15 protein-coding genes and 1 pseudogene are annotated in these 16,622 nt (G+C 62.7%); 7 read left to right on the forward strand and 9 right to left on the reverse strand.

Going from position 1 to position 16,622, the window contains the following annotated elements; translation table 11 throughout:
* Positions 1-98: 98 nt before the first annotated feature.
* From PDO_RS00315 to PDO_RS00325, 3 genes are all read right to left on the reverse strand, one after another.
* A complete protein-coding gene (locus PDO_RS00315) occupies positions 99-1,940 on the reverse strand; it encodes a serine aminopeptidase domain-containing protein (protein ID WP_244426312.1) in 1,842 nt (613 codons plus the stop codon).
* Positions 1,941-2,072: 132 nt separating this feature from the next.
* Positions 2,073-3,503 (reverse strand): oligosaccharide flippase family protein, encoded by a 1,431-nt coding sequence (locus PDO_RS00320; RefSeq protein ID WP_007596377.1) that lies wholly within the window; start codon positions 3,501-3,503, stop codon positions 2,073-2,075.
* Positions 3,503-4,597 (reverse strand): endo-1,4-beta-xylanase, encoded by a 1,095-nt coding sequence (locus PDO_RS00325; protein WP_007596379.1) that lies wholly within the window; start codon positions 4,595-4,597, stop codon positions 3,503-3,505. Before PDO_RS00325 ends, PDO_RS00320 begins: the two co-directional genes overlap by 1 nt.
* A 237-nt stretch (positions 4,598-4,834) precedes the next feature.
* Between PDO_RS00325 and PDO_RS00330 the strand changes: the two genes are divergently transcribed.
* The 3 genes from PDO_RS00330 (at position 4,835) to PDO_RS00340 (ending at position 8,807) form a co-directional block, all read left to right on the forward strand.
* Positions 4,835-6,382: a GumC family protein gene (locus PDO_RS00330; protein ID WP_244426313.1), complete on the forward strand. Its 1,548-nt coding sequence runs from the start codon at positions 4,835-4,837 to the stop codon at positions 6,380-6,382.
* The gene (locus PDO_RS00335) at positions 6,375-7,784 is read left to right on the forward strand and encodes an O-antigen ligase family protein (protein WP_007596384.1); all 1,410 of its coding nucleotides are present in this window, start codon (positions 6,375-6,377) and stop codon (positions 7,782-7,784) included. The genes PDO_RS00330 and PDO_RS00335 overlap by 8 nt, the downstream gene beginning before the upstream one ends.
* Before the next feature lie 99 nt (positions 7,785-7,883).
* Entirely contained in the window at positions 7,884-8,807 is a 924-nt protein-coding gene (locus PDO_RS00340) for a glycosyltransferase family 2 protein (RefSeq protein ID WP_007596386.1), read from the forward strand.
* A gap of 15 nt (positions 8,808-8,822) precedes the next feature.
* Here the strand turns inward: PDO_RS00340 and PDO_RS00345 are convergent, their stop codons facing one another.
* Positions 8,823-9,689, reverse strand: a complete 867-nt coding sequence (locus tag PDO_RS00345; protein ID WP_007596389.1) for a DUF6492 family protein — start codon at positions 9,687-9,689, stop codon at positions 8,823-8,825.
* A gap of 246 nt (positions 9,690-9,935) precedes the next feature.
* Here PDO_RS00345 and PDO_RS00350 point away from each other — a divergent pair, with 246 nt between their 5' ends.
* Complete coding sequence (locus PDO_RS00350; RefSeq protein WP_037072067.1) at positions 9,936-11,000, forward strand: glycosyltransferase; 1,065 nt, start codon at positions 9,936-9,938, stop codon at positions 10,998-11,000.
* 108 nt (positions 11,001-11,108) lie between these two features.
* Positions 11,109-11,897, forward strand: coding sequence for a WecB/TagA/CpsF family glycosyltransferase (locus PDO_RS00355; RefSeq protein WP_007596392.1), 789 nt, complete (start codon positions 11,109-11,111; stop codon positions 11,895-11,897).
* An 85-nt stretch (positions 11,898-11,982) separates the two neighbouring features.
* Here PDO_RS00355 and bla read toward each other — a convergent pair whose 3' ends face one another.
* The gene (gene bla, locus PDO_RS00360) at positions 11,983-12,915 is read right to left on the reverse strand and encodes a class A beta-lactamase (protein WP_007596393.1); all 933 of its coding nucleotides are present in this window, start codon (positions 12,913-12,915) and stop codon (positions 11,983-11,985) included.
* Between the two features lie 165 nt (positions 12,916-13,080).
* Between bla and PDO_RS00365 the strand changes: the two genes are divergently transcribed.
* A complete protein-coding gene (locus PDO_RS00365) occupies positions 13,081-13,977 on the forward strand; it encodes a LysR family transcriptional regulator (RefSeq protein WP_007596395.1) in 897 nt (298 codons plus the stop codon).
* Here PDO_RS00365 and PDO_RS29375 read toward each other — a convergent pair.
* The 4 genes from PDO_RS29375 to PDO_RS00385 form a co-directional block, all read right to left on the reverse strand.
* Complete coding sequence (locus PDO_RS29375) at positions 13,974-14,339, reverse strand: YegP family protein (RefSeq protein ID WP_007596397.1); 366 nt, start codon at positions 14,337-14,339, stop codon at positions 13,974-13,976. The genes PDO_RS00365 and PDO_RS29375 overlap by 4 nt on opposite strands.
* Before the next feature lie 114 nt (positions 14,340-14,453).
* Complete coding sequence (locus PDO_RS26845; RefSeq protein WP_081593111.1) at positions 14,454-14,753, reverse strand: CcdB family protein; 300 nt, start codon at positions 14,751-14,753, stop codon at positions 14,454-14,456.
* A 3-nt stretch (positions 14,754-14,756) separates the two neighbouring features.
* Entirely contained in the window at positions 14,757-14,987 is a 231-nt protein-coding gene (locus PDO_RS00380; RefSeq protein WP_007596399.1) for a type II toxin-antitoxin system CcdA family antitoxin, read from the reverse strand.
* A gap of 95 nt (positions 14,988-15,082) precedes the next feature.
* Positions 15,083-15,550: an Lrp/AsnC family transcriptional regulator gene (locus PDO_RS00385; protein ID WP_007596400.1), complete on the reverse strand. Its 468-nt coding sequence runs from the start codon at positions 15,548-15,550 to the stop codon at positions 15,083-15,085.
* Positions 15,551-15,674: 124 nt separating this feature from the next.
* Between PDO_RS00385 and PDO_RS00390 the strand changes: the two are divergent.
* A pseudogene (locus PDO_RS00390) lies at positions 15,675-16,607 on the forward strand (argininosuccinate synthase); the annotation flags it as partial.
* Between the last annotated feature and the right edge of the window lie 15 nt (positions 16,608-16,622).

The following is a 16,622-nucleotide window of genomic DNA, read 5'->3' on the forward strand; positions in this document are numbered from 1 at the left end:
GGGGGCATTATGGCATGGCGCAAAACAAGGGGGATGAAATGGGGTGCGTTTTGTTGAAGACGTTGGGGGATTTGGAAAAGTCATCCCCCTTGGATGGCTCAGATCGCGCGGTTTACGGCCAGTTCTCGGGCGGTTGACTCGACGATAGCAAACAATCTTTCGCGCGCCGGCAGCGGGGTCAGGTTGTGGTCGGCATCGGGGATCATGTGAAACGCCACATTGCCATAGGCCGCGAGCTTTTCGGCACGGGTGCCGAAATGGGCGTGGAAACGCTCGAGCCCCTCGTCGCCCTCGGCATAGACGAGCACGACCCGGGTGCTGCGCGCCTGAAGCTCGAGGAATTCGCTGTGGACCCGGCCGCTCAGCCGGGTGATCGGCACGGCCGCCTTGACGAAACGCGATGCGGATTTGGCAGCGCGGTCGATCAGCCGGACGGCGATATTACGCGTGACCGCGGCAATATCGACGTCCCCGGCTAGCACGCGCCTGATCGTCTCGCGTTTGAGAAGTTCGGTGGAATAGGCGGTCAGCGTGCGCGGCAGGCCCTTGAAGCGCCAGAGCAGGGAATCCGGATTGACGGCAACCAGACCGTTCCAGCGCGGGTCGGCGATGGCGGCGCGCAGCGCGATATAGGCGCCGCTGCAGCGTCCGACAATCAGCGTCCGGTCGGTGAGGCCCAGCGTTTGCAGGAAATCACAGGCGGCCGCGACATCGGCAAGCTGGGCATCGTCGTAGAGGATCTGTTTGCGGCGTCCCGGGATCGGCGGGCTGTCGCCGACGCCGGCTGCATCATAGCGCAGCGACGAGACGCCGATTGCCGCCAGCCGCCGCGCCATCTCCGCTGATGAGCCGGCCCAGCCGGCCTGATGATCGTAGGAGGTCGACAGGATAACCGCAGTCACCCCGATCGATGCGCCCACCGGCTCACACAGGGTGCCGTAGAACCGGTCGCCGTCGCCGAAGCGCACCGGCGTTTCGCGGCTGTGGCGGTATGTGATCGGCCGGATCATGGCAGGCCGGGCGACCTGTCCGGCCAGGCTGTGGAATTGCGGCAATGCCTTAACGAAGGACAGCACCGTCTCGATAAACGCGTCCGGCATCACCTGCGACAGGGGACCGGAGACAAGCTGGTCATAGCCGGTGAAATCGACTGTCGTCAGGCGGCCGCAGGACTTGCGCAGGATCTCGCCGAAGGCGATGTCGCCATGATTGCCCGGGCGCTGGCCGAGAAACACCGGCAGGGCCGGATCGAGCGCGGTGCCGAGCGACGGATCGAGCGGTGGGGCGGTGGAAAGATCGAGGCTTTTCAGGTCGGTGGCGACGGTCTCGGGCATGCGCAGGCCGGCGATGGCGCCGGGTGAGGTGTCGCGAAGCTCGGCCTTGATGTGCATCGGCTCGTCGATCATCTTCGACCAGAGCGACAGTTCGCGCAGATAGTTGCGACCTTTGAGGACCGGCCCGAGCAGCATCAGGGCGGCAAGCTCGGTTTCCATCGGCGCGCGCAGATAGGCAAGGCTGCCGCCCAGCCCCTGGCCGAGCAGGACGATCTGGTGGCTACCCGATAGCGCCTGGAGTTCGGCGATAGCCTCGCCGATGGTCGAGATCCAGCCGGCCAGGCCGGATGCGACAGGTCCCGATGTGACGGGCCCCGATACGACTGGCCCCGATGTGACGGGCCCTTGGCCGTCTTCCTGCGCGTCGAACGCGTTTGCTGCACCGGGATAGTCGAAACGCAGGCTCGCCACGCCGAGCGCTGCGAAATGTTCGGAGAGGATCCGGTAGAGCTTGCGGGTGCACATTTCCTCCATGCCCCAGGGGCTGAGGAAAAGCACGGCGAGGTCGCGGCGGGGCAGACCTTCGTCTGGCGCCGAAAACAGGCCGACATGTGATCCGAACACGGTCGGTTGTGCGGCCGACAAGCCGTTTTTCGTCCGCCGCACGGATGTATTTCCCGCTCCGTCCACGCTCTCTTCCTCATGCCGGGCGCGTCGGCGAGACGCGTCCATTTTCCCGCCGCGATTAAAAGCCCAAGACCTTAATAGACTTTGATTGTCGGGCGAATTCGGGAATGCTCAGACGGGCAACTGGGCTGCTTTTGAAAAGCGGTCCCGCAGCATCTGCCGGATGCCAGCGACATCGAGGCAGAGCGCGGCGACCGTATAGGCGACGATCCCGGTGAGCACCGGCACGATCAGATCGATCAGTCCCTTGTTGGGGAAAAAGCCTTCGACGAACCAGGTCGGCACCGCCATGATCACCGTCGCGATGCAGATCTTCACCGTCGGCCAGATTTCCAGCGGCAGGGGATGCGCCTTGAACGACAGGAAATAGCCGACGATCACGCCGCAGATCTCGGAAAACAGCAGCGACCAGGCGGCCCCCATCAGCCCGAGACGCGGCACCAGCACGAGCATGCCGATGACATTGATGGTCAGAATGACCATGCCCTGGATCGACACCAGCCGGGCCGTCTTGGCGAGCTGGAAGCTGACATGGATGAACTGGTAGGAGATCGAGCGGAACAGCCAGGCAAACACGATCACCGGTATCAGCTGCGACGCCGCGACCTCGAATTCCGGGCCGAGGATCAGGCCGGAGAAATTGGCAGCCGTCAGCGCCATGCCGACGCAGGCGGGAATGAGGATCGCCAGCAGCAGTTCCAGGCTGTGCAGCAGATGCCGGTTGGTCGCGGCAGGTCCGTCCTGGGACAGCAGGCGGATGGCGATCGGCACGATGGCCGAGCCGATCGCCACGCCGGGAAACAGGATGATCTGGCGCACCAGATCGGCGGCCGCGCCATAATTGCCGGCGGCATTTTCGCCGAGGAAGGAGACGATGATCAGCCGGTCGATGATCGTATGAAGCATGAAAATGCCGCCCGATACGGTCATCGGCAGGCCGAAGCGCAGCATTTCGGTGAGAATGGCGCGGTCGAAGCCATGCAGGGGACGGCGCCAGACCATTGGCGCATAGACCAGGATGGTGACCAGATAGGAGCCGGCAACGCTGATCAGCAAGCCCTGGCCGCCGAGATCGAACACCATCACCAGCAGGCAGGACAGCGTGATGCCGAGCAGCGCACGCAGGATCGTCGAGCGCATGTAGGAGCCGGTTTCCTGGCGGGCGCGGAAGATTTCCAGCACGAATTCGAACAGGCCGACGGTATAGGCGACGAAGATCGCCGGCACCACATATTGCGCCGAACCATCGGGCAGGAAGAGGGCCGCGATCACCATCAACGGGATGGCCATGACGATGACGCCATAGGCGATCAGCGCCGACATGCGTACATCCGCGCCGCCCTCTTCAGAGGTGAAGCGCAGGACTGATGTCTTGATCCAGCCGAACAGAAGCGTCGAGATCAGGCCGGCGACGCTGATGCCCAGGACATAGATGCCGTATTCATGCGGGCTGAGAATATGGGTGAACAGCACGACCGAGGCGCCACCGATCACGACGGTGACGACATTGGCGATCATGTAGGACGAGATTTGACGGAGCATCAGGCAGGCACACGCGTAAAGTCTTCGATCACCTGCAGCAGGGCTTTCGGACGGTAATTGACATCGAGCGGCAAGGGCCGGTTCGGCTTGCCGTCATCGCGGCTGAACCAGATCGGCACCCAGGTATAGCGGTCGGTGATGCCCCAGGTGAGGATGGCGCCCGGACGCTTGACGTCGCAGATAGCGCTGAGGAAATCCCGCGCGGTGGCCGCCGCGATCTGGTCGCGGTCATAGGTCGAGGCGGGCAGCTTGTTGTCGATCACGTCGAGTTCGGTGACCAGCACTTCAAGGTCCATGGCGGCGACCGCCTCGACGAAACGCGACAGCCCGTCCTTGTCGATCTCCTGGTCGCCGAGCAGATGGCCCTGGATGCCGACGGCATGCAGCGGCACGTCGCGGTCTTTGAGGTCGCGCAACAGGTTGAGCAGCGCTTCGCGCTTGGCCCGGCACTGGTCGGTCGGGTTTTCGATGGCGTAGTCGTTGATCACCAGCTGCACGTCGGGATCGACGGCGGCTGCCGTGCGCAGCGACAGTTCGACGAAGCGCTTGCCGAGGCGTTGCTGCCAGATCGAATCGCGGTACGGGGTATCGGCGGTCGGATGGTCGGCGATCGCCTCGTTGATCACGTCCCAGCTCGGAATGCGGCCCTTGTAGCGGCCGACCACGGTCTCGATATGGCGCACAAGTTCGCCTTCCGCCTCGGCTTCGCTGGCGATCTGCTGTGTCCAGTCCGGCATGGCGCCGTACCAGGCAAGGGTATGGCCGCGCATCTTCATGCCATTGGCCTCGGCGAATGCGATCAGGCGGTCGGGCTGGTCGAAGACGAAATCGTCGCGCGTCGGGCGCAGGTCGATCCATTTCAACCCGCCTTCGCCGACGACGATCTGGCAGTGCTCGAGAATGGCGGTCTTGTAGTCGAACTGGTCGGCGAGATAATCGACGCGCACGGCTGCGCCAAACGGGATGGCGGTTCCGAGCTGGCTGGCGCTGGCCGTGCCGCCCGCGCCCACGACGCCGTCAAGCGCGCCAGACGGCATGCTGGATGCTGCAAGGCCTGCCCCGAGGGCGCCGACCACGAACTCTCGCCTGCGCATCACGGTGCTTCCCTCGGCTACGCCCAAAATGGAACATGGTCAGTGGCGCGTGTCACAAGACGACGCAATTCGGCCCCTTTTATATCAGGAGTGACGCAGGCGCACGCACCATTCGGAAACGGCATTAATGGATACTTAATGAAAACAGGGTTTGTTAACCATGATTGCGCGCGCAAAGCCGATTAGCGACTGGGTCCCGACCACATGTATGAAGCCAACTCTCGACTGAAGAAGCCCGTGGTCAGTACACGCGGCTGGATCGACAGAGTGCATCATCGGGCCGATGCGCTGCCCGAGCCGGTATCGCATGGGCCGAGATCGGATGTGCCAGCATTGCATGTGCCTGCGCCGCATATGTATGAGACCGATACGGTTGTTCCCGCTTTGGAACAGGACGGCGCAAGGGCTGCGCGAAGCGATGCGAACAGCGACGCGGAAACCTATTCGAGGCTGCAGCAGCTGTTCCAGATCGATCTCTTCCGGGTCCTGAACTGGTTGCGCGGTGGTGCGCTCTGGATCGTGGCGCTGGCGATACTGGGTGCTGTTGCCGGCTATAGCGTGACGATTTTTGTCAAGCCGCGCTTTATCGCCGGCATCGACATCCTGCTGGATCCGGCCAATCTGCGGGTCGTCAGCAACGACATCTTTTCCGAGAACATGCAACGTGACACCAAGCTGCTCGATGTCGACAGCAAGCTGCGCGTCATCACCTCGGGCAATGTTCTCGGCCGCGTGGTCCAGGACCTGAGACTTTATGCCGATCCGGAATTTGCCGGCGCGTCATCCAAGGATCCGGCCAATGACGCCCTGACGACGCTTGCCAAGCGCGTCGTCGCACGCCGCGACGAGCGTTCCTTCATCGTCAATGTCGCGGTCTGGTCGAACAATCCGAGCAAGTCGGTCGATATCACCAATGCCGTCGTCACCAGCTTCCAGGAAGAACTGGCCAAGGCGGAATCCGAAGGGGCGGGCCGGGCGGCAAGCGCGCTGATCGCGCGTCTCGACGACCTGAAGGTCGAGGTGACCAAGGCGGAATCGAATGTCGAGCAGTTCAAGCGCGAGCGCGGCCTGCAATCGGTGTCGGGCGAACTGACCAGCACGCTGATGTCGCAGCAGACCAATACCCAGCTGATCGAGGCGCGGGCGCGGCTGATCCAGGCCGAAACCCGCTACAATGAGCTGGTCGCCACCGACCCGCGCAACCAGATCAATGCCGCAAGCCTGCAGTCGGAAACGATGACCATGCTGCGCACCCAGTATTCGACCCTGAAGCAGCGCATGACCTCACAGTCGGCGGTGCTTGGCCCCAATCATCCGGTGATCCTGACGCTGACGCCGCAGGTCAAGGCACTCGAAGACCAGATCAACGCCGAGACCGGCCGCATCGTCCAGGCCGCCAAGACCGAACTCGACCAGGCGCGCACCGCGTTGAAGCTGCTCAATTCGCAGGCCAACCAGATGGCGTCCTCGGTGTTCGACGACAGCGCCTCGCAGATCCAGTTGCGCGAACTCGAGCGCGAGGCGCGCGCCAAGGCCGCCGTCTATGAAGCCTTCATGGCGCGGGCCGGCGAAGCTGCCCAGCGCCAGCAGATCGATGCCACCAATGTCCGCATCGTCACGCCGGCGGTGGCGCCGGCCAATCGCAGCTTCCCGCCCAGAGGTTACCTGCTGGCGGCAGCCGGCGGCATGGCCGGACTTTTCCTCGGCCTTTTCGTCGCCGTGGCGCTCGGCCTGTGGCGCGACTATCGCTACCTCAGCGAATTCGGGGACGAAGCCCATGCCTGACGGGCGTCAGAATGGAGCGAGCGCGAAGAACGGCCTGTTCTCCAGCCTGCTCTTTTTGACCATTTTCTGCTATTTCTGGATCGGTCTCGCGCCTTTCCCGGATCCGAATGCCGCAGCTTTGCTGACCGCCTATGGCAAGAGCTCGAACCTCATCAACCAGCTGATCGTCGTCAGTCTGTCCGGCATCGTTCTGGTCACGATGTTTCGCTATCGCTCGGCCGGCATGCTGCTCAGACCGCATGGTCTGCTGGCGGTGCTGCTGCTCTGGGTCTGCTTCACCGGGCTTTTGTCGGACGATCCGGCCACCGCCTTCCGCCGCATCGTCTTTGCCATCCTGGTCTGCCTGTGCAGCAGCGCCGTTCTGCTGTTGCCGCGCAACGAGCAGCAGTTCGCCAAGCTGGTCTGCGGCATCATGGTGGCGGTGATCTGCCTGTCCTATTTCGGTGTCATCGCCTTGCCGCAGCGGGCGATCCACCAGCCGACCGATGCACTTGAGCAATTGCTGGCGGGCGACTGGCGCGGTCATTTCGGCCACAAGAACGTCGCGGCCGGTGCCATGGTCTTTGCGGTGTTTTTCGGCCTCTATCTGCGCCAGGTTCGCTCCACATTCATTGGCCTTGCAATCGTCGCGGCGGCAGGCTTCTTCGTGCTGAAATCGGGCGGCAAGACGTCCGCGGGCATGTTGCCGGCCGTGCTTGTCCTGGCCTGGGTGTTCGAGCATGTGCGGGCCTCGCGCTGGCTGATCCCGGTTTTTGGCCTTCTGGTCGTCAACGCGATCCTGATGTCGGCAGCGGTCTCTCCGGCGGTCAGCGGCTTCCTGGTTTCCCTCGGCGTCGATCCGACCTTCACCGACCGCAGTTCGATCTGGGAACTGGCGCTGTCGGCCATCGCCGACCGGCCGTTCTTCGGCTATGGCTTCCAGTCGTTCTGGCAGACGGAAGCGCTGTTTTCGCGCGGCGAGGCGATCAGTTCATGGGCGGTCACGGCCGCCAATTCGCACAATGGCTATGTCGAGCAGCTGATCAATGGCGGCGTCCCGATGCTGATTCTGGTGGTGGTCTGGCTGGTATTCCTGCCGATTCGCGATGCCGGACGGGCCTTGAGGAGCGGCAAGGACAAGGCGCTGACGCGGCTGTTCATCCGCATCTGGCTGTTTTCGCTGTTCTTTGCCTGCCTGGAAAGTCCGTTCTTCGGCAATACCGGGCCGCTCTGGTTCACCACCCTGATCTCGGTCTTCGGTCTCAGGTTCCAGGCCTATGCCAGCCTTGCCGAGGCAAAACCGATTGCCACGACAAAGGCCCGGCCCGCGCGCCGGAACTGGCCGAGGCCACAGCGTCAAACACAGGGTCTGGCACAGGGTCCAACACAGCGTCTGGCACAACGTCTGGCCAATGCGCGTTAACGTCATGCTTACCTGCAGTTTGTAGGTTTCGCCGCAGGATCAGAGAGGCTGAAATCAGCCAGATTGCAGTCGCCGGTGACAAAAGCTTCTGAAATGCCAATGCAGGATGCGAGTTCGATCCAGGCGGTCGTGTGCATTCCGACCTTTCGTCGGCCGGCCTGGCTGGCGCGCACGCTGGCATCCGTCATCGCGCAGGAAACCGATTTTCCCTTCGCGATCGTTGTCGTCGACAACGATGCCGCCAATCCGGTCGGCGCAGTCTGCGCCGAAGACCTGCTCGGCCCGGCTGGCCTGCCGTATGCGGTCTTCACCGAGGGCAAGCAGGGCAATTGCCACGCGATCAACCGTGCCTTTGCCGAGGCGATGCAGGCCTTTCCCAGGGCCGAATTCCTGCTGATGATCGACGATGACGAAATGGCCATGCCCGGCTGGCTGGCGGCAATCGTCAAAACGGCGCGGCGCGAGAATGCCGATATCGTCGGCGGCCCGGTCGACCGGGAATTCGAGGTGCCGGCGACCACAGCCGTCATGCAGCATCCGCTGTTCGGCTCGATCGAAGGCGAAAGCCGCGAGATCGACCAGATCCATGGTTCGGGCAATTGCCTCATCCGCCGCCGCGTCTTCGAGGGTCTCCAATCGCCATTGTTCGACGTGCGCTTCAATTTTCTCGGCGGCGGCGACATGGAATTTTTCACCCGCTGCCGCAAGGCGGGCTTCCGGACCTGGTGGTGCGCCGAGGCGATGATCCACGAATTCGTGGCCGGAGAGCGTGTCACGGCGCGCTTCCTGATGAAACGCTCGATCCGCACCGGCAGCATCAACTATGTCATCGACCGCATCCATAGCGGCTCGGCGCTGAAGCCGGTGGCCAAGAACGCCGTGAGCCTATGGCTTGGGCTCGGCCGATCGGTGCGCTTGTTCACAAAGACCCGACGCCTGTTGCCGGCAAGCCATCCGTTGCTTGTCTCGCTTGGCCGCACGATCGCAAGCCTCGGCTTCCTGCCCAAGCCCTACAAGGGCTGACGGATAAACCAGGCCTCAGGCCTTGCCGATGGCGACCTCTCGAATGATCTCGATCGGCGTATGGGTATGCGACTGGATGGTGATGGCGCATTGGTGCGGCAGCAGGCTGTCGACGAGCGCCTGAAGGCCGGCGCGATCGAGCGGCGGACCCACCCAATAGGTGACGCAGCGGCTTTCCGAGACCCGCTCATGCCGGGCGGCAAGCGTCGGATCGCCGGCGACGGCAGCACCATAGACGAGATATTCTGAGAAATGCCGCTGGCGTGCGAGCGCCTGCCACCAGGGCAGGCCGGATGTATTTTCGATCCGCGCGGTCATCACCTTGACGGTCTCGCGCTCCCACAGCGTCATCGGGCCGATGAAATCGTCGCCGGGCAGGACCGGATCCGGCAGGCCGAGCGCGCGATGGGCATTCTGCCACCAGCGGACGTGATTGGGACGCGACGGGTTGATCTGGCCGGGCTCGACATAGTGTGGCAGCCTTGGCGCGGCCGCTATCTCTGACAGGTCGAGCGGATGGCAGAAGACATTGTCGGAATCGACGCACATCACCCGCTCGCTCGACTGGGCGAGCGTCATGGCGATCTTGCGCAATTGCTGCAGATGCCAGCCATAAACCGGCAGGTGGATAGCCGGCGACCACCAGTAACGCCGGCCGCGCCATTTCGGCAGGGCCCAGAATTTCGGCAGCAGGCTCGAGGAAGAGACCACCCGGCGTCTGGGGCCGTTCAGCGGCGCAAACAGCGCCGCGTCCTCATCGCCGACGACGATATAGTGCATGTCATGGCCGGTGACATGGCGATCGATCGACAGGCAAAGCAGCTTGCAGCAGTCGAAGTCACCGCTATAGCTCGGCGTGACCAGCGAAATGGATGCCGTCATGTCTCTTCCTTCGTGGCGCAATTGGCTGCCAAATCTAGGCGGCATTCCCCTAGAATAGCTTAACGGCTGATGCCAAATCCGTAGTCAGCGCGAGGCGCGGGGCCGGTGCCACGACAAGCAGTGAAACCGACGGGGTCCGGCTTCACGGAATTTTTAGACTAAAGGCCGATTTTGCGATCACCGATGCAGGCCGTCACGTCGTTTCGCGGCGCCGAACTGTCCACCGCGGACATTGGACAGACCGATATGACAGAAAAGACCTATCTCGTTTTTGTCTCCAGCGCGACGGAGACCTGTGGCGTCGAGAGTTTTGCCAGGCTCCTGGCCGATCGAATGGATCCTCGCGCCCGCCGGCACAAACTCGGCTTCGACCTTTTCGGCCTGGTGAAGGCGCTGTCCGGCGTGGATGCGGTCATTTTCAACTTTCCGGTCGTAGGCTGGAAGAAGAAGCTTGTCGAGCCGACGCTTGCAGCGCTGGCCGCCTGGCTCATGCGGCGCGAACTGGTCGTCGTGCTGCATGAATGGCAGGCGCTCGACTGGAAACGCCGCTTTGTGCTGATGCCGGTCATGCTGCTGGCCAGCCGCGTCTGTTTCTCGGCGCCGGAAATTGCAGACGAGTTCGCCGCAAGCCCGGTGTCCAAAGTCAAGACGAAGCATCGCGCCATCGTGCCCGTGCCGCCCAATCTCGTGCCGCCGGCGACATTGCAGCCCGGATCACGATCGCAGGCGCTGGAACGGCAGAAGCAGGCCGGCCGCCTGATCATCGGCCAGTTCGGCTCGATCTATCCGAAAAAACAGTCGACCGAAGTGCTCGCCATCGCCGCAGACCTGCTGGCGCGCGGTCATGATGTCGGCATTGTCTTTGTCGGCTCCTTCATCAAGGGCATGGACAATATCGAGCGCGATTTCTTCGAGCTTGCGCGCCGCCTTGGCATCGGTGACCGTGTCACGGTCACCGGCTATGTCGCGACCGACGCCGAACTCTTTGCGATTTTCGAGCAGGTCGACGCGTTCTGCTACCTGTTTCCCGAGGGATTGACCGCGCGTCGCGGCAGTGTGCTGGCGGCCGGCCTTTCCGGCAAGCCGGTGATCGTCAACGCGCCGCAGCGGGCGGACGCGCTTGCCCATCACGGCCTGTTTCGCCGGCTGATCGAGCACAAGGCGATCCACCTCGTCGACACCGATGCCGATGCGGCAAGCATGGCGGACGCGGTGCTCAAAGCCTGGCATGCAGCCGCGCCCCGGATAGAGGCTGGCACCGAACTGCAAAGGCTGTGGTCGGAGATCGTCGCGGTGGTCGACGACGGCTAGCAGGCGGCGCGCTGAAGCGCCTGTCCGTTGGTGGTCAGTTCGTAGCGAACCGTTAACGTTGCGGTCGTAACTTGCAGGACCAAACGACCAACTGGACGTCCCTTTCGTATGCACAATGCAGACCTGACAGAACGCCAGACGGACGATGGTGCAAACACCGTCCGGCTCGGCGGTCTCCCCATTGCCTTGATCGACATGCACACATCCGCCCAGGCGTTCGTTCGCACGGCGCTGGAAGCACGCAACAGGGACGCTCTGCCCTTCTATTCGACCTCGGCCAATGGCCAGGTCATCGCGCTGGCGGCGCGCGACGCGCAGTTCAGAGACACCCTGCTCAAGGCCGGGCAGATCCACGCCGACGGCATGCCGATGGTGCTGTTGTCGCGCGTGCTCTGCCGCACGCCGCTGCCCGAACGGGTGGCGACCACCGACTTGGTCCATGCGGTCGCAGAACTGGCCGAACAGGCCGGCGTCAGCTTCTATTTTCTTGGCGCAACCGAAGACAGCAATCAGCGTGCGGTGGCGCAGATGCGCGCACAATATCCCAACCTCGTCTTTGCCGGATCATCGAACGGCTATATCGCCGACCGGGAAGAGGCGGTGGTCGCCGAGATTGCCCGGCTGAAGCCGGACATCCTGTGGATCGGCATGGGCGTGCCCTATGAACAGCAGTTTGTCGCGCGCAATCTCGAGCGCCTTCGCGGCGTCGGCGTCATCAAGACCTCCGGCGGCCTGTTCGATTTCCTCGCCGGCAAATTGCCGCGCGCGCCGGAATGGATGCAGAAGGCCGGGCTCGAATGGGCCTATCGCCTGTTTCGCGAACCGCGCCGGCTGCTGGTGCGCTATCTCTCGACCAATCCGATTGCGCTTTATCAATTGCTGACCAAGTCCGGCTGAACGACCGGGACGCGACCGTGTTCGCAAAAGGCGTGCCGCAGCCGTCTCCTGCAGTGTGGGGGCGGGGACGGCTGCGGCTGTGCGGTCAGATTTCGAGGATGCGGGTCAACAGCCGGCCGATTTCGGCCATGGCCGGATCCGTTTCCGGGCGCGGTGTCTGGGTTTCGGTGATGAACACGGTCGCCACCAGCGGCTTGCGCTGCGGCGGCCAGATGACCGCAACCACATTGTTCGTGCCATTGGCCCCGGCCCCGGTGCGGTCGCCGACCGTGAAACCGCGCGGCAGGCCGGCGCGCAGTTTGGTGCCGCCGGTGGTGTTGGCGACCATCCACTGGCCGAGCTGATCGCGCGAGGCCGGCGAAAGCGCATCGTCGAGCACCAGCGTTTTCAAGAGGGCGGCCATCGCGGCCGGGCTTGTCGTGTCGCGCTTGTCGCCCGGTTTTGCGCTGTTGAGCGCCGGCTCCATCCGGTCGATGCGGGTGACCGGGTCGCCCACGGAGCGGACGAAGGCGGTAAACCCTGACGGGCCGCCGATCGCCTCCAGCATCAGGTTTGCGGCCGTGTTGTCGCTAACGGTGGTCGCCGCATGGCAGAGCTCAGTGAGCGTCAGGCCATCTTTCACGTGTTTTTCGGTGACCGGCGAATGGGCGATCAGGTCGGCCTTCTTCCAGTGCAGCCGGCGCGACAGATCCTCCTTGCCGGCATCGACCCGCGAAAGCACCGCAGCGGCGGCGATCGCCTTGAAGGTGCTGCACATCGGAAAACGCTCGTCGGCGCGGTAGCCGAGCGTGGTGCCGGTTTCGGTGTCGAGCACGAAGGCGCCAAGCCGCGCCTGGATGCGCGCCTCGATCGCTTCGAGCGCCTGGGCGAACTGGCTGTCGCCATTGCCTGCCGCAAACGACAGGCGCGGCGCGGCAAGAGACGCGCCGATCAGCGCGCCGGCAAGCCGGGTGAAGTGGCGGCGCGACAGAGAAAGGGACGGGGCGAGGGCAGGCGAGGTTGCGGGCGAGGTGGGCATGGCGGCTCCTTGGGCACGGGACGGGTGCAGGTTTGCAGGGCGTCGTCAGGCAGGACCTATTGGCATTGCCGCTTGACGATTGGCGCGTCCCCATCGCTAAATTTATCGCAATTGCATCGCAAACCACCTTATCTGGCATCTCGCATTAGAAAACCTGGGGCTATCATGGTTCGACCCTATCTTCCGCTCAATGCGTTGCGGGCTTTCGAGGCCTCGGCCCGGCATCTGTCGTTCACCCGGGCCGCGATCGAGCTCTGCGTCACCCAGGCGGCCGTCAGCCAGCAGGTCAAGCAGTTGGAGGACCGGCTGGGCACGGCCCTGTTCAAGCGCCTGCCGCGCGGGTTGATGATCACCGAGGAGGGCGAGGCGCTTTTGCCGGTGCTGCGCGAGAGCTTCGACCGGATTGCCGGAACGCTCGACCGGTTCGAGCATGGTCATCTGAGCGAGGTGGTCAAGGTCGGTGCCGTCGGCACCTTTGCCGTCGGCTGGCTATTGCCGCGGCTCGGCGATTTCGCCCGGCGTTTTCCCTTTGTCGAACTCAGGCTCTCGACCAACAACAACCGCGTCGACATGGCTGCCGAGGGCCTGGATTTCGCCATTCGTTTCGGCAATGGTGCCTGGCACAGCACGGAGGCGGAGGAATTGTTCGAGGCGCCTTTGTCGCCGCTCTGCCTGCCGCAGCTGGCCGCCCGGCTGAAGGTACCCGATGACCTGCTCGGTGAGACGCTGCTGCGCTCCTACCGCGCGTCGGAATGGGCGTCGTGGTTTACGGCGGCTGGCGTTGCGGCATCCGCCCCGCTGAAGGGCATGGTCTTTGACACTTCGCTGGCGATGATCGAGGCCGCCCAGCAGGGCGCCGGCGTGGCGCTGGCGCCACCGCGGATGTTCCCGCGGCTCTTGACATCGGGCCAGCTCGTGCAGCCGTTTGCCATCGAGACCGGCATGGGCAGCTACTGGCTGACGCGGCTGAAATCGCGCCCACCCACCACAGGCATGCGGCTGTTCCAGGACTGGTTGATGGAGATGGCGTCCGGCGAAGCCTTGGGGCGAAAGGGTTGCTAGCCCTCCTCGACCACCTCGGCCTCGGGCGCATTCTTCTGCACCGAGGTGGCGCAGTTCTTGGCGCTGGATTTCGCCTTGTAGGTTTCCGAGCGCACCATGATCTCGCCATTGGCGGCGCGGAAACGGACGAAAGTCTCGCCGTTCTTCGCCTCGTCGATCTCGAAGCGATAGCCGCTGCCGGTCTCCTGCTTGGTCAGGTCGACGATCGCGGCCTCAGGCGCATTTTTCTTGATCGATTCGACGCAATTCTTCGCGCTTGCCTTCGAGGCATAGTTTTCCGACCACACCATCACTTCGGCATTGTAGACGAACTGGACGCGGTATTCGCCCTTCTCGGTCTTGACGATCTTGAACTTGTGCATTGGCTATTCCCCCTTGGAAGCGATCGCGTCGCGGTTTATTCGAATTGCCTGCACAACTAAATAACGAGGATTTTGAAGGGCCGCAAGCCGGGGGAAGGGCTTGCAGATGAAGCCTCAGAATCCCTGGAACAGGAAGTCCGTGGCCGCAGTGATTTCGTCTGCTCTGGGCGAGAGATCGGCGATGGCGGGGCCGATTTCAGAAAGAGGCAGTGCAGAAAGCCGATGCGTGGCGAGGACATAGGTGCGGCCGCCTATCGCGAAGCGAGGCGTCAGCCGCGCGATTGTCCAAGAGACCTCTTCAATCGGGTGAAGTGGGGCAACTACCCTAGATGGGAGATCCTGCAAAAAATCGGACTGCAGATCGACGACCAACTGGTCTTCGGATTTTAGGCGATGGACCCAAAACCGTCCCACGCTCTACCAGATCCGGTACTTTGCCAGCGGCAAGCCGTGCTTGGCGACGTAGTCGTTATCGGCCCGAATTGCGTCCGCATTCTCGATTTTCCAGCGCCGTTCTTTTTCCGCCTTCACCGCACGGGCGATCCCGGCCTCGGCGGCATCCGCCACGTCGAGCCCAAGTTCATGGGCTTCCGCAATAAGCGTCTCGTCCAGGGGCAGTTCAGTGGGCTTGCGGGCCTGCGTCGACATGCACGGTTCTCCGGTCAATGGCGGATCATAGCGCAAGAACCTCCGCACCGGAAGCGGGAGCCGAGGGCAATGGAACTGCCCTGATCCAATCGTTTTCATGCGATCGGGATTTCGAAGCTCTGTTTCAATGTCTCCATAGGGACATCTGTCTTGACGCTCAAGACGCTTGGAATCCGCGTGAGGTGATCGGCCTGGAAGCGCCAGTAGCTGTGTAGGTCGGCCGTGACCACGCGAAGGATCGCATCACATTCGCCCGTGGTCAGATAACACTCGGTCACCTCGGGGAACCGCCGGATGGCCTCCCCGAACTGCAGGGTGACTTGAGCATCCTGGGTCGTGAACCAGACCCGGGCAAACACCGTAAGGCTGGCCCCCACTTTTGCCGGGTTAACCACCGCGATGTATCGATCGATCACGCCGGCCTCCTCCAGAAGACGGACCCGACGCAGGCAGGGCGAAGGCGAAAGACCGACCTTCTTTGCGAGTTCCACATTGGAGATGCGTCCATCGCGCTGCAGAACGCTCAAAATGCGTCGATCTATGCGATCCAATAGAAATGGCACTTCACACTCCATAGTCAGAAATTCTTGGCAGATTATGTCAGAATAGATCGAATTCCTACAATCTTTGAAATTTCTGCTGCCGCGATTTGACCTACCGTACATGTGCAAATTCGGAGGCATTTCCATGAACGAGAAATTGAAGAAAATCGTACTCTCTTATTCCGGCGGACTGGATACGTCGGTGATCCTGAAATGGCTGCAGGAGGCATATGGGTGCGAGGTCGTCACCTTTACCGCCGATCTCGGCCAAGGCGAGGAACTGGAACCGGCGCGCAGGAATGCGGAAATGCTCGGCGTCAAGGACATCCGAGTCCTCGACTTGCGGGAAGAGTTTGCCCGGGACTTCGTCTTCCCCATGCTGCGCGCCAATGCACTGTATGAGGGGCAATATATGCTGGGAAGTTCGATCGCGAGACCGCTGATCGCCCGGCATCTTGTCAAGATCGCACAAGAAGTTGGAGCGGATGCCATTTCCCATGGGGCGACGGGCAAGGGCAACGATCAAGTTCGGTTCGAACTGGCGGTGAACGCCCTTGATCCATCGATCACGGTCATCGCGCCGTGGCGGCAGTGGCCTATCCGCTCCCGTCTCGAACTGATTGCCTACGCCGAGCGCCACCAGATCGCGATCCCGAAAGACAAGCGCGGAGAAGCGCCGTTCTCGACCGATGCCAATCTTCTGCACACATCAACGGAAGGCAAGATGCTGGAAGATCCCGCCATTGTGGCTCCCGCCTATGTTCATCAGCGCACACTCGATCCGGTTGATGCGCCGGATGAGCCGGAAATCATCAGGATCAGTTTCGCGCGCGGGGATGCGATTTCCCTCGACGGCGAAGTCCTGTCGCCGGCGACTTTGCTGGAGCAATTGAACCTGCTCGGTTGCAGACATGGTGTCGGGCGGGTGGATCTCGTCGAAAACCGGTTTGTCGGAATGAAATCACGCGGTGTTTACGAAACGCCGGGCGGGACGATCCTGCTCGCCGCCCATCGGGGGATCGAGTCGATCACGCTTGATCGGGCGGCGGCCCATCTCAAGGATGAGTTGATGCCCCGTTAGCCGAAATGATCT

Source organism: Rhizobium sp. PDO1-076, from assembly GCF_000247475.1.
GTDB lineage: Bacteria > Pseudomonadota > Alphaproteobacteria > Rhizobiales > Rhizobiaceae > Allorhizobium.

Excerpts from the sequence above, each read along its gene's own strand:
- bla (WP_007596393.1), bottom strand. The coding sequence starts at position 12,915 with ATGCCCACCTCGCCCGCAACCTCGCCTGCCCTCGCCCCGTCCCTTTCT.
- PDO_RS00355 (WP_007596392.1), top strand. The coding sequence starts at position 11,109 with ATGCACAATGCAGACCTGACAGAACGCCAGACGGACGATGGTGCAAAC.
- PDO_RS00340 (WP_007596386.1), top strand. The coding sequence starts at position 7,884 with ATGCAGGATGCGAGTTCGATCCAGGCGGTCGTGTGCATTCCGACCTTT.
- PDO_RS00365 (WP_007596395.1), top strand. The coding sequence starts at position 13,081 with ATGGTTCGACCCTATCTTCCGCTCAATGCGTTGCGGGCTTTCGAGGCC.
- PDO_RS00380 (WP_007596399.1), bottom strand. The coding sequence starts at position 14,987 with ATGTCGACGCAGGCCCGCAAGCCCACTGAACTGCCCCTGGACGAGACG.
- PDO_RS00350 (WP_037072067.1), top strand. The coding sequence starts at position 9,936 with ATGACAGAAAAGACCTATCTCGTTTTTGTCTCCAGCGCGACGGAGACC.
- PDO_RS29375 (WP_007596397.1), bottom strand. The coding sequence starts at position 14,339 with ATGCACAAGTTCAAGATCGTCAAGACCGAGAAGGGCGAATACCGCGTC.
- PDO_RS00320 (WP_007596377.1), bottom strand. The coding sequence starts at position 3,503 with ATGCTCCGTCAAATCTCGTCCTACATGATCGCCAATGTCGTCACCGTC.
- PDO_RS00335 (WP_007596384.1), top strand. The coding sequence starts at position 6,375 with ATGCCTGACGGGCGTCAGAATGGAGCGAGCGCGAAGAACGGCCTGTTC.
- PDO_RS00325 (WP_007596379.1), bottom strand. The coding sequence starts at position 4,597 with ATGCGCAGGCGAGAGTTCGTGGTCGGCGCCCTCGGGGCAGGCCTTGCA.
- PDO_RS00345 (WP_007596389.1), bottom strand. The coding sequence starts at position 9,689 with ATGACGGCATCCATTTCGCTGGTCACGCCGAGCTATAGCGGTGACTTC.